The sequence below is a fragment of the Fervidobacterium pennivorans DSM 9078 genome, from assembly GCF_000235405.2.
Lineage (GTDB): Bacteria > Thermotogota > Thermotogae > Thermotogales > Fervidobacteriaceae > Fervidobacterium > Fervidobacterium pennivorans.
Window position 1 is genome coordinate 33343 of record NC_017095.1, and the last position, 13481, is coordinate 46823.

11 protein-coding genes are annotated in these 13481 nt (G+C 39.5%); all 11 read left to right on the forward strand.

Annotated elements, in window-relative coordinates; genetic code table 11:
• The first annotated feature begins 42 nt into the window (after positions 1 to 42).
• Positions 43 to 2100, forward strand: a complete 2058-nt coding sequence (fusA, locus tag FERPE_RS00150; protein ID WP_014450660.1) for an elongation factor G — start codon at positions 43 to 45, stop codon at positions 2098 to 2100.
• A 127-nt stretch (positions 2101 to 2227) separates the two neighbouring features.
• Entirely contained in the window at positions 2228 to 3169 is a 942-nt protein-coding gene (locus tag FERPE_RS00155; RefSeq protein ID WP_014450661.1) for a coiled-coil domain-containing protein, read from the forward strand.
• Positions 3166 to 5922, forward strand: a complete 2757-nt coding sequence (locus tag FERPE_RS00160) for a flagellar hook-length control protein FliK (RefSeq protein ID WP_014450662.1) — start codon at positions 3166 to 3168, stop codon at positions 5920 to 5922. Before FERPE_RS00155 ends, FERPE_RS00160 begins: the two co-directional genes overlap by 4 nt.
• Positions 5894 to 6550, forward strand: coding sequence for a flagellar hook assembly protein FlgD (locus FERPE_RS00165; RefSeq protein WP_014450663.1), 657 nt, complete (start codon positions 5894 to 5896; stop codon positions 6548 to 6550). Before FERPE_RS00160 ends, FERPE_RS00165 begins: the two co-directional genes overlap by 29 nt.
• Before the next feature lie 12 nt (positions 6551 to 6562).
• Positions 6563 to 8878 (forward strand): flagellar hook-basal body complex protein, encoded by a 2316-nt coding sequence (locus FERPE_RS00170; protein WP_041262742.1) that lies wholly within the window; start codon positions 6563 to 6565, stop codon positions 8876 to 8878.
• A gap of 39 nt (positions 8879 to 8917) precedes the next feature.
• On the forward strand, positions 8918 to 9121 hold the full coding sequence (locus FERPE_RS00175; protein ID WP_014450665.1) for a flagellar FlbD family protein: 204 nt from the start codon (positions 8918 to 8920) through the stop codon (positions 9119 to 9121).
• Positions 9121 to 9909: a motility protein A gene (locus FERPE_RS00180; protein ID WP_014450666.1), complete on the forward strand. Its 789-nt coding sequence runs from the start codon at positions 9121 to 9123 to the stop codon at positions 9907 to 9909. The genes FERPE_RS00175 and FERPE_RS00180 overlap by 1 nt, the downstream gene beginning before the upstream one ends.
• A complete protein-coding gene (locus FERPE_RS00185) occupies positions 9909 to 10781 on the forward strand; it encodes a flagellar motor protein MotB (protein ID WP_014450667.1) in 873 nt (290 codons plus the stop codon). Before FERPE_RS00180 ends, FERPE_RS00185 begins: the two co-directional genes overlap by 1 nt.
• Positions 10782 to 10810: 29 nt before the next feature.
• The gene (locus FERPE_RS00190) at positions 10811 to 11332 is read left to right on the forward strand and encodes a flagellar basal body-associated FliL family protein (RefSeq protein ID WP_014450668.1); all 522 of its coding nucleotides are present in this window, start codon (positions 10811 to 10813) and stop codon (positions 11330 to 11332) included.
• Positions 11333 to 11368: 36 nt separating this feature from the next.
• Positions 11369 to 12370: a flagellar motor switch protein FliM gene (gene fliM / locus FERPE_RS00195; RefSeq protein WP_014450669.1), complete on the forward strand. Its 1002-nt coding sequence runs from the start codon at positions 11369 to 11371 to the stop codon at positions 12368 to 12370.
• Positions 12367 to 13476 (forward strand): flagellar motor switch phosphatase FliY, encoded by a 1110-nt coding sequence (gene fliY / locus FERPE_RS00200; RefSeq protein WP_014450670.1) that lies wholly within the window; start codon positions 12367 to 12369, stop codon positions 13474 to 13476. Before fliM ends, fliY begins: the two co-directional genes overlap by 4 nt.
• The last annotated feature ends 5 nt before the right edge of the window (positions 13477 to 13481 follow it).

The following is a 13481-nucleotide window of genomic DNA, read 5'->3' on the forward strand; positions in this document are numbered from 1 at the left end:
ATACCACAGTGACATTTTTTTATCACATACGGAGGTGGGGACATGGTTGCGAAGGACAAACGCACGGTGGCTTTGGTAGGCCACAACGGTTCTGGAAAATCTGCTTTGATGGTGACAGCTCTTAACCTTGGTGGTATGAACGTAACAAAGAAAGAGGTTGATTTTGATCCAATAGAAGCACAGAGAGGTGCAAGCATAAATTCACACGTTGGAACGTTCAAGTTCGAAGGCAAACAGATTACACTGATTGACACTCCAGGTTTCAGCGATTTTATAGGTGAAGTCATTAGTGCTATTTTTGTTTCCGAAAACGTTGTTAGTGTTGTTAACGCTGTTGCAGGTGTGGAAATCCAAACGGAGAGAACATGGGCAATTGCAACAGAAATGGAAAAACCGATTATGGTTTTCATCAACCAGATGGACAAAGAAAGAGCAAGTTTTGATAATTCACTTGCCTCTCTCAAAGAACGCTTTGAGGCAAAGATTGTACCAATAGTTTACCCGATTGGTGCGGAAGCAAGCTTCAGAGGTGTGGTTGACCTCGTCTCCGGAAAAGCATACGTTTACGAAAATGGTAAAGCAAAAGAAACAGAAATTCCGGCGGAAGTTAAGGATAAAGTGGAAGAAATAAAGATGTCCATACTGGAGGACATCGTTTCTCTTGACGATGCTCTTATGGAAAAATACTTCGCAGAAGAACCTATCACACCAGAAGAACTCTGGGCAGCTCTTAGAAAGGGATTCATAGAAAGACAAATAGTTCCAGTTTTGGCAGGTTCCGCTGAAAAGAATATAGGTGTTGATATATTACTTAGAACAATAAATAACATTGGAGCATCCCCACTCGACGCAAAACCTTACAAAGCAAGACTTGAAAGCGGAGATGAAGTGGAAGTTTTGGCTTCTGAAACAGACCCATTTGTTGGATATACATTCAAGGCTGTTGTCGACCCATTCGTTGGAAAATTAAGCTACATCAAAGTAATCTCTGGTGTTCTAAAACCAGGAGATACATTTGTCAATGTGACCAGAGGTTCTCAAGAAAAAGTTGGTCACCTTTACTTTGCAAAGGGAAAGGAAACGTACGAAGTTGAAGAAGCATCATGTGGTGACGTTGTAGTTCTACCGAAACTCAAGGAAAGTTCCGTTAGAGATACTTTGACACACAAAGACAGAAAACTCACGATAGTTCCACCGGTTTATCCAGAACCGATGATTTCAAAGAGTGTCAATCCGAAATCGAAATCAGATATCGACAAAATTAGCAACGGTTTGAGCAGATTGGCAGATTCAGATCCAACGTTTGCATGGGAATTTGACCCAGAAACTTCCGAAACTGTTATCTCTGGTATCGGTGGTATGCATCTTGATGTTATGGTCGAAAGGCTGAAGAACATATTTGGTGTTGATGTTGAAGTCGGAAAACCAAAGATTGCTTACAGAGAAACAGTAACAACAAAGGCAATTTCTGAACACAAACACAAAAAGCAAACCGGCGGACACGGTCAATATGGTCACGTCAAAATCGAAATAGAACCACTCGAAAGAGGTGCAGGATTCGAATTCGTTGACAAAATCGTTGGTGGAGTCATACCAAGAAACTTCATTCCGTCTGTTGAAAAAGGTATCAGGGAAGCTATGAAAAAAGGGGTTCTCGCAGCATATCCTGTTGTTGACGTTAGGGTAACACTCTTTGATGGTTCGTACCACGAAGTTGACTCTTCAGATATATCGTTCCAAATTGCGGCAATTCAGGCGTTCAAGAAAGGTATGCAACAAGCAAGACCAGTTCTCCTGGAACCTGTAATGTATGTCGAAGTCTTTACACCAGATGAAAACGCAGGAGATGTCATGGGTGATATTAGCTCCAGAAGAGGAAGACCAATGGGTATGGAACCTGCTGGAAAAGGCATGACCGTTGTCAAAGCAGAAGTTCCTTTAGCGGAAATGCTTGACTTCCAAAGCAGATTATCATCCATCACAAGTGGTAGAGGTTACTTCACTATGAGATTTGCAAAATACGATATCGTTCCACCAAACATCCAAGAAAAGATAATAGCAGAACGCAAGAAATATCTCGAACAGCAAGCTGAAGAGTAATAGATTATCCTCGCAAAGAGAAACAAAAGGGTCGGCTAATACGCCGACCCTTTTGCTTTTAATAAAAACTTTTCACACTTAGGAAAAATGTACAAAACAAAAGAAATATTGAAATGGAGGTGGAGTGATGAAATCAAAAAAGGCTTTGTTTATCATATTAGGAATAATCTTTGGAGTTCTCTTAATTGGTCTACTATTTTTTTACGGTTATTCTTCCTTTCTCGTAAGTCAGATATACGGTCAGCAAGCCTCTACTTTTCAGGCATGGAGGAATTATTTTGGATACTTATTTTCCAAAATTCCTTTTGTAAAGAACTTTATTCAATATGAACCGATTAGTGTTTTCACTGCAAAGGAGTATTTTGAAAAAGCATACGAAGAATACGCTTCACAATTAGATGCCAAATTGAAAGAACTTGAAGAAAAAGATAGGCTCTTAGCCCAAAAAGAAGCTCAAATCGATAAGCTCTTGGAAGCTTTAAGAACCGTTGAGAACAATTGGAAAGAACAAAGGTTAAAAGAAGAACTTAACAAGGTTGAGGATACTACGACATTGAAACGCTTACAGGATATTGTGGATACATTCCTCAACTCTGAACCAGCGCAACTTAGAAGATTGATGAATGCAGATAACATGTCTGTCGAGACGCTTGCACTGGTATTTTCCAAACTACCAGCGGACACAAGAGCAGAGTTAGTCCAAGAACTTACATCAGTTAACCCTGTGAAAGCAGCTCAAGTTATTGAAAAGATGGGTGGTGTGGATCAGTTAATTAGTGATTTAGAAAACAAGATACAAGATTTAGAAGAGAAGATACACGAAATAGTTTCATACGAAGCTCAAATAGTGACCATTGACGGTTTTAGAAAAGGACTCTCAGCGTATCTGTCTGACATGCCATACGAAGAGATATGGAGTATGGTTGAAAAGATAAGCAAGAAACCAGATTTGGTGCTTTACATCCTATCAAATGTGGATGATCAGACACGAATCAGGTTGTTGAAAGATATAAAAGACAAAAATGAAGAGCTCTTTATCGAAGTATTGAACTTGGGGGCGAGATTTTGATAGATCTGATTAACCTTACGAAGATTCTCGGCAATTCTGAAAAGATACAAGATGTGCTCTCTCAAATAAACAAGAATTCCCAAAATGGAGAATCTTTTGAAAAGATTCTCCAAAGAGTTATTGAAGAGCTTTCAAAAAGCGAAGTAGAGAGTAATCCGATCAACGAAAGTTCAACACAAAAATCTACAAACGGACTTCCAAAACAGGATGTAAAAAGGTCGGAAGAAACGCTTAAAAATGCGGACGGTCTAAGCGAAAGAAAGGTTAAAGAAATAACTGCCGGTGATGGAATTGAAAGAGAGCTTGATAATGTAAAAGGAAAATTGAAAGGAGCAGAAATAGAAAAGGACGATTTTAAATTGCTAAACAAAACACAGTTAATGACTAAACATGAAGAGGATAAGCCACTGGACAGTTTGAAGCCTGCAGAAGCAATTGTGGAAGTAAGTTATGATGATTCAAAGAAAAGCACACAGGATTATGGAGATACTACACTGCCTGTGACGGAGAATGCGGAAGTTATAAGAGGTACACAAGAAAACAATGAGTCTCTTGTTCTCAACAAAGAGAACAAAGAAACGGCTTCAGAACTAAAACAAAAGTTTATAGAAGAATTCTCTCCGAAAGTTCCAAAAGAAAACGAAAAGAAAATTACCGTTGTGGATGCCAGTGCGAAAATCCAAAACAACAATGGAAAGGAAAACGCTACTGTCCACGATGGTACTGAATATCTCTCTAACTTACAAAAGACGTCCAGCACTGAAAATGCCCTTGTAGAACCAACTATGGCATCAAACAAACAAGAACAAACAACTAAACCAAACAGTTCTCTACAACCAAACCAACCAGACCAGTCAATTCGAGCAAGTAAATCGACAGGGGAACTAACTGGGAAAAGGCAAGTTAGTCATTTGAGTGAACAATCGCCTAATAGCAAAACGTATAACGAATGGCGTACATCATCTCAGTCTCAAGCATCAAGAGCCTTCCAAGATGTGAAATCATACCAAGCTCCGCAATCAAAACAACCGCAGCAGGTAATCGAAAACACAGCTGAAGCAAAGGGTAACTATGCCAGCAATGTTCCAAACACTTCAAAAGATGGCAACAAAACATTAAATATTTACCAAAATTTCGGTGTTGAGAACGAATCGATGGAAACAAAAAATGTTTTGAAAGGCTTAGCTTTTCAAAGTTCAAATTCTGGGATGTTAGTTAATAATTCTCAAACAATACCTGGAGCGAATGTTCAAAAAGATTCATTGAGTTCTGGAGATAAGTTCGTTGATGCAGGGACCGAGGAAAGAGAAAAAAGAGAGGTTGGAATCCCGAACAGAGTTACAACTATAGTAACAACTAATAAAGATAACTTTAGAACTGATTTGAGTAACAAATCACAGATACTTAACGCTCTTACTGTTGAGATTTCACGTATTATCCAAAAACAACAAGCAGTCAGCGCGAGTTTATCAAACGTAAACCATGCTGGACAAAACGCTCTAAGTTTTCATCAAATAGTCCAGGTTCAGACAGAGCAAAAGAAGAATTTCACATTTCAGATTCAAGCCGATATACCACTGACCGTTGTTGAAAAAGGATATTCTGAAAGAACGCAAAAAGTCAGTTCACAAGAGGTATTATCTTTCCCAATAGTTCAAACAAATTCACAGAAAGTTTTGAATGATAATAGTAGCAAGAAGAGCTCTAATAAAGGTGTAGATGATAACATCCTGCAAATGATTAATTCCATAAAGGTAATCACTTCTGAGCACTTACGAACGATTGGTGATTTGGAAAACAAAAATGAAAAAGCCCCAGTTGTAGAAACGGTAAACTCAGCTGACCCAAAGCTCACCAATGGTCAGATGATTTTCGCAGCTGAACTTGTTAAAAATATTGTAGCAGAAAAACCTAAAATATACGACAACCAAACCATGGAGAACATTGAAAGCATCGACAGCGAAAATTCTTTAAAAGTTGGGGATAAAACGCTCCTTACAAACGCGTTTCAATCGAAGATTGAAAAAGATGTGGTAGAGCAAGTTCATAGTGACTGGCAAAGTGATTCCCGAAATACAGAAAGCTTAGCTAAGGAAGAATACGATGCTCGAGAGTTTAGGAATGGAATAGCCCAGGCGTCGAAGAATAAATTAGAAATAAAGTCATTCGAAATTGAGTACAAGATGAAAGAAGAAAGTAAGAAAGAAGAATTTCAAGAACGCCCAAATATCTCAAACAAGTTCTTAGAAAGACTTGCAGAGTTGACTTACAAATCATCTGAGGCTAAAACCGATCAGACCTACCAAACTAATAACAGGTTCGAACTTGTAGAACGTTTACAGCATTCCCAGAACCTCGAAGAAATTTATAAAAAAATTAGAGATTTCGGATTCTCGAATAGATTGGAAGAAAACGTAAGGATGAAACTATATCCTGAGCAACTGGGAAACATCGATGTTGAACTCAGAAAAGAAGGAAAAGCGATAACCATCGTCTTTGTTGCGGAAAACGAGAAAAGCAAAGAGTTACTCGAGAAAAACATCGGCATACTGAGAGATAGATTAACAGCTTTAGATTTCGATGTGAGGAACATGGAAGTGAAGATGAAAGAAGAAAGTAGCTATCACGAAGACGCAAGACACTACCAGAACCAGCAAAACCAAAAACATGGAGAACAAAATCATGAAAATAAAAGAAAGGCATTCAGTGAAGAGGTGATGGAAGATGATAATGAACGTGAACGCAACGGCTAATCTCTTCTCTCAAGTGGCTGAAAGAACGACAAAAAAAGATATGGACAAAGAAGCCTTTTTGAGGTTGCTTATTACACAACTTAAAAACCAGGACCCTCTTGAACCAATGAAGGATAGAGATTTCATAGCACAAATGTCTCAACTTTCATCCCTCGAACAGATAATGAACATGAGTAAATCGGTCCAACAGTTCGTAGATACCGCAGCTCAGCTTTATAGAACGCAAGCAGTTTCCATGATAGGAAAGACTGCTGTTGTCAAGACAAACACAATCACGGTGTCAGATGGGGTACCGGAAACTAAGGTATTCAAATTGGACACTCCAGCAACGATAGTTGTTAGAATCTTTGATCAAAACGGTAAGCTTATAAAAGAACAAAAGCTTGGAAACGTTGATGCTGGAATGCAGCTAATCGCATGGGATGGAAAAGATGAGAACGGGATGAAAGTAAAGGATGGAAAATACACTTTTAAAATACTAAAGCTGACAGGTAACGGAGATTACGAAGAAATTCCAAGTGTTGAAAGTGGTGTAGTTTCTGGTGTTCAATTTGACGGGAACAAAATCAATGTTGTTGTAAATAGCAAGATATACGAAATTTCAGAAATATCAGAAATCTATGCGTAGGGGTGAGGATATATGATGAGGTCTCTTTACAGTGGTGTTTCGGGGCTTCAGGGCTTCCAGCAAGAAATTGACGTTGTAAGTAACAACATTGCAAACGTTAATACGATAGGTTTCAAAGGTGCAAGGGTCACCTATGCAACTAACTTTTCTCAGATTCTTGATATGTCCAGAAGAGCAACCGATAGAACAGGTGGAACGAATCCAAAACAAATTGGGTATGGTATTCGTGTTGCATCTATTGACAAGATAATGAATCAGGGAAGTTTCCAAAACACTGGAAAGAAAACAGATTTGGCAATTCAAGGTGAAGGATTCTTTATCCTTTCCGATGGTCAGAGGTATTTTTACACAAGAGCGGGTAACTTCGATTTAGACCTCAACGGAACCATCGTCCAACCAACAACAGGTTTGAAACTCCAAGGATGGGTTGCAGAAGTAGACCCCACAAGTGGAAGAAGATACGTTGATACCAACAAACCAATAGGTAGTATTCAAATATCAGCTGGCCTCAGCATGGCTGCAAAACAGACATCAAGAATGACATTGGCAGGGAACCTTGATGCAAGGGTAGGACCTGAGAAGTTTGTTATTGCAATAAATGGATACGGTGGTAGGACTATCAACACAAAAGTCACATTTGAAAGAGACTTTGGAGGACTCCAGGATACATTCAGTGACTATCAAATATATCTCGGTAAGATAGATGCAAACTTGGACGATAAGATTGATGGGAAAATCTATATTAAGTTTGACAAATTTGGGAATGTTGTGAGTGCTGGAGCTATTAAGCAAAAACTTTCTGGAACGGCTTCAAGTGGTACTATTACACTTACAGAACCAATCCAACAGCAAGATGGAAATTACTTGTTCATTATCAGGGATAGCCAAGGAAGAATAGTGGATACACTTTCTCGAAACGTGCTTAATGGAAGCGTCACAGAGGCAATCGCCAGTGAAAAACTTATTGACGGGCAAACTTACTTTGTGGAAATAGCAGCTTCTACCCAGGAAGTGGCTCCACTTGATTTGGAACTTGATAGTGCGAACGTTGCATCAACCACTGCAGGTCAACTTACAAGAAACTATACAGTTCAATACGTTATTGAAAACCTTGATGGAACATTAGTTGCTGGGATTGCCCCGCAAGACATAAACAGTGCAGGAACACAGAGCTTAACAGATGCAAATCTTGTTGCAGGTAGGCAATACAGAGTGCGTGTGGTTGTCAATGGAAAAACTCTTGGTTCAGAAGTTGTGACAGCAATTGATGATGGCGGAAATGGAAAAATAAGCTTTGAATACACACAAGGAAAATATGGAGTCGTGAGAGTGATTAGAGATTCTGTGACAGGAAATGCGATTGGAACATACAATGTGCTTTTGTTAAACGGAGGTAACACGATATACGATGCAAATCTTTTAAGTGGAAATTCATATCAAGATGTTGTGTATCAGCCATCGAAAGTTGACCAACTAACTATTCCTGGCGCTGGTGAACCAAGGTTCTACGAAGCGGATAATCCAACCAACTTCTCTGTTGTTTCGTTCAAATCACCATTCTATACAACATCAACCCAAGTTTACGATTCACTTGGGAACCCATACACGTTGTACATTGATTTTGTCAAACTAGCATCAGTTTACGGCGATAAAGAGAATGTTTGGGCGTTCAGAATTAGAAGCGCAACAGGGGAAAACATAAAATACCTTTCAAACTACGATACAGGCACTGAAATTACCGGTGGCAGCTTTGGAGTACTGAGGTTCGATAAAACAGGAAGACTACTCGGTGTTAATTCCTTTGATCCAAGTACTGGACGAATATCTGAAGGCGAAAACATTGATGCCATCATGTTCAATGCAGGTGAAAATGGTGATGGTATCGTAAAAATAAAGCTCGATATGAATAGCATGACCCAGTTTGCCGCACTTGCAGATGCGTTTGTTAAATCACAAGACGGTAACGCTCAAGGAGTGCTTGAATCATTCTCAATTTCTGAAAACGGAGACATAATTGGTTCCTTCACCAACGGTTTGGTTGACGTTCTTGGAAGAGTTGCACTTGCAACATTCAATAACCCTGCAGGTCTGCTTGAGCTTGGCAATTCGTTGTATGGAGAAAGCGCAAACAGCGGAACAGCACGTATTGGTCAACCTGGCAAGGGTGGGTTTGGTTCCCTTGTTGCAGGTGCACTAGAAATGTCCAACGTAGACCTTTCCGAAGAGTTCACCAAACTCATAATAGCCCAAAGAGGTTTCCAAGCAAACGCAAGAACGATAACCACAGCTGACCAAATACTCCAAGAAGTGGTGAACCTCAGAAGATAATCAGGTAAAATAATCTGAAACCCATAAGGGGTGAAAAAATTGATAAAACTAACAGGGCTGAACGGGAAAGAGTTCTATCTGAACGCTGAATACATAGAAAAAATTGAAGCCAATCCGGATACCACCATAACCTTATACAATGGTAAAAAGTACATAGTTCTTGAGCCTGTTCAAGAAGTCGTTAATCGTGTTATGGAATACAAAAGGAAGATATTCTTACCTCCGATGGTAGGTGAGGAATAATGGATATTACCGTTTTACTCGGTGTTGTTTTAGGTTTTGGTATGATGATATATGGTATCATTAGCGGTTCTGGTGATTTTGCGACATTTATAAACATACCATCTGTTATTATCACTGTGGGTGGGGCAATTTCAGCTGCTATAACTGCAAACAAGAAGAATGTTGTTTTCGGAATTGTTAAAGTGATAATGAATGCTATAAAGGAACCAAAAATTGATTACATAGGAACTTTAAGAACACTGGTTTCGTTCTCAGAAAAAGCAAGAAGAGAAGGGCTGTTGTCACTTGAGGCGAATTTGGAAGAAATTCAGGATCCATTTCTGAAGAAAGCTGTTCAATTAGTTGTCGATGGAACTGAACCGGAAGTTCTGAAGTCCATGATGGAGATAGAAATTGAGATGGCAACAGCAGAAATGATGGACCAGAAGGGATTCTTTGATTCACTTGGAACGTTTGGTCCAGCATTTGGAATGATAGGAACTCTTGTTGGGCTTATCCAGATGCTTAAGAGTTTGAATAACCCAGAGACATTAGGCCCGTCTATGGCGGTTGCACTTATAACCACGTTGTATGGTTCTATTCTTGCCAACATCGTGGGGCTTCCGGTAGCAGAAAAAATAGCGAGACGTGCGGCAGATTTAGAAGTTGCCAGAAGAATGATTTTGGAAGGTGTGTTGTCTATACAGGCTGGAGAGAACCCTAGGGTGCTTGAAGAGAAATTGAAATCGTATCTACCAATCGCTGAGAAGGTTAAGTACGAAGCACAAGTTCAAGGAGCTGGTGCCTGATGGCAAAGAAACAAAAATGTGTTTGTCCTTCGATGCCGGCGTGGATGAACACATACGCAGACATGGTTACTTTGCTGCTTACATTCTTTGTTCTATTGTTTTCAATGTCAAGTTTGAGCCCTGGAAAATTCCAACAGGTGGTAGTTGGTTTGACCTTAGCTTTGAGTGGTAATCCGCCTAGTGTCTTAACTGGTGGGCAGACCATGAGCGAAGAAGCGCTTATATCTTCAAAGCCAGGTGTTTATCAGGAACTGTTAAGAATATCTGAGGAATACAAAGGTAAGGTAACTATCGAAGAACGAGATGAAGGAATACTAATCACATTGACTAATTTTAAGATTTTCGAAACAGGTAGCGCAAGACTAACAGCTGAAGCTAAGGAAATAATTGAGAAACTAGGTGCTATAATTCTGGAGCATACATCGAACATTATCGAGGTTAGAGGATACGCGGATGACAGACCGACAACCCCAGACTCCATTTATCCATCGAACTGGCATCTTAGTAGTGCACGTGCTTCTTCAGTAGTGAATTTCATGCTAACGGAATTAAAGCAAAAAAGGTATGCTTTAAGATATGCTGAAATAAGATCCGGATTATTCGATATTGATTATTTCTATTCGCCTGATAGATTTGTTCCAATTGGAAAAGGGGATGTCGATGTAAACAAAGAACTTAAATCCATAAAGGCGAACTACGACTACGACATGTCAAAGCTGCAAAAAGATTACGAAAGTGGTAAAATATCTATAGAGGAATACCAGAGACGGCGGACAGAGCTTACTCAGAAATACTATAAAGACGTTGAGCAAACACGTGCAAAATATAGAAAAATAGAAATCGTAATCAAGAGAGAAACTAAGGGATACTGATAAATTAAGAAAGCTAAGGAGGGCGAAATATGCCTGAAGAAGTTGAACAACAACAAGCTAAAAAGAAAGGCGGTTTGATGGACTTAATAAAGATGATAGTAATTCCGTTGGTTGTTTCCCTTGTTGTAAGCTTAGTCGTTTTCTTTATGCTTGGTTCAAATAAGCAACCAAACCAAGCTCAGCAAGAAGAAGCAACTGTTGCTGCAGCACCAGTCCAGATAAAGGCAATTGTTATAGCTCAAGGTAAGTATCAAACATTTATGCTCAAAGGTGGAAGGGATGTTGCGGTTGTTGATTCTTTAACCTTGCTTGTTGGTAGTGAAACTTGCAGAGCGGCTGTAGCTGAAAAAAGCGATGAGATAATGGATGCACTTGCTACGATATTCTTGAGTAAAGAGCGTTTTGACCTTGTAACTCCAGCGGGTTTAGATTTGTTAAAAAAGCAAATCAGGGAAGCTGTAAATCAGATTACTGGATTTACTGGCGAGAAAGAAAAACTCGGGGTATTAAATGTTTATATTTACATAAAAGCGATAAGTAGTGTTCAGTAAAGATGTTAAAATCCCTTTTACGGGAGGTTGTTGGTTTTGCCGGATGTACTGAGCCAAGAAGAAATAGACCGATTGTTGGCGGCACTTTCGCAAGGTGAAGTTAGTATAGAGGAAGTGAAAAAAGAGGGCGAAGAGAAAAAAATTCGCACATATGATTTTTTGCGCCCTCAAAAATTTTCGAAAGAGCAAATTAGAACTGTTCAGATGATACATGAAAACTTTGCACGAAGCGTATCTACATATTTATCAGGTAAATTGAGATCCTTCACCTCAGTAAATGTTGTTGGTATAGATCAGCTTACCTACGACGAATACATGAAGTCCATAAGTAACCCGTCTTTCATAACCATATTCACGGCGAGAGAGTTGGTAGGTAGCGCAATATTCAATATGAGCTTAGAAATATTTTATGGTGTTTTGGATGTTTTACTTGGCGGACCTGGTGAACCTGGCGATGTCAAAAGAATCCCAACAGAAATCGAAGTGGGAATAATTAAAAAGGAAGTTGTAAACCTACTTACCGCACTTTCTCAAGCTTGGATGTCTGTTCACCCGTTTATCCCTGTTGTTGAATCTACAGAAACAAACCCACAATTTGTCCAGATAGTTCCAAGTAGCGAGATGGTTTTAGCAATAACATTTTTTGTGAGTTTTGGAAAAGTGGAAGGTTACATGAGTCTTTGCTGGCCTTCTTCTGTTATAGAGCCGATGGGGGAAAAGCTCACAACACAAAGTTGGTTCAAAGTAAAGCAAAAAGAAATAACGGAAGAGCACGTTGAAAAGCTTAAGGAAAATCTGCAAAGAACGAAGATAGATGTTATCGCAATTATTGGTGAAACTGTGCTGACCTTGGGCGAAATATTAACACTTGAGGTTGGCGACGTAATAAGGTTGAAGGAACACTACGATGAACCGATAAGAGTAGAGGTGAATGGTCGAACAAAATTCTTAGGCAAACCTGGTCAGTACAAGGGGAACTATGCTGTAAAGATTACCGAAGTGATAGAAGAACCTAAAGAGGAAGGTGAAGAAGCATGATAGCTGATGACTTCTTAAGCCAAGAAGAATTAGATGCGTTACTCAAGCAAGTTGTTCAAGATGAAGAACTTTCAGATATTGAAAAATCAATGGTTGGCGAAGTTGGAAATATAATCCTTGGTGCAGGTACAACTGCACTATCTAACATTCTGGGCAGAAAAGTGGATATTTCAACACCAGAAGTTGAAGTTATGACACTCAGCGAATTAAGAAAAGGTATAAGTGGCGAGAAAGTTTGTGTAACGATACATTTTGAAGGCGAAGTTGAGGGCTTAAATGCTCTGGTTCTTGAAAAACAATTGGCAGCTGAAATCGCTGATATAATGATGGGTGGCCTTGGTAAGCCAGAGAGTGATGAACTTGATGAGTTCAAACTTAGTGCCGTTGGCGAGGCCATGAACCAAATGATGGGTTCAGCTGCTACTTCACTTTCCGATATGATAAAAAAGCCCGTTAGTATCACACCACCGACAACGGAGATTCTAAATTTCGATGACGAGAGTGTGAAATTCCCACCGATAGGTGATGAAAACGACAAGGTTGCAAAAGCAACTTTTACGATGACTATCGAAAGCTTGCAACCTGCCAAGTTCTTTTTGGCAATGCCTATTCCATTTGTCAAAAAATTGTATGAATTGATATTTGGGACTACTACCATAGGTAAGGAACAGACTACCGTATCTACCACATCTGCTCAACAAGCAACTCAATCTACAGCTTCAAAACCTACAACATTTGTTCCACCTACTCCACAGAAAGAAGGAAAGCAAGCGGTTGCGGCAAGACCTGTCCAATTTGAAGATTTCGGAAAAACTCAGCAACCATCCGAAAAACCACAGACTTTGGATGAAAGACTCCAGTTGCTATTCGATGTGCCGTTAAATGTTACCGTAGAACTTGGACGTACAAAGCTCACTTTGAAAGAAATTATGGAACTTGGCGTGGGGTCTCTAATAGAACTCGATAAACTTACGGGAGAGCCTGTGGATATCTACGTAAACAACAAACTAATTGCACGTGGAGAAGTCGTTGTCATCGATGAAAACTTCGGTGTGCGTATTACAGAGATAGTGAATCCTAAAGAAAGGCTTTACAGCTTAAAATAAGAACA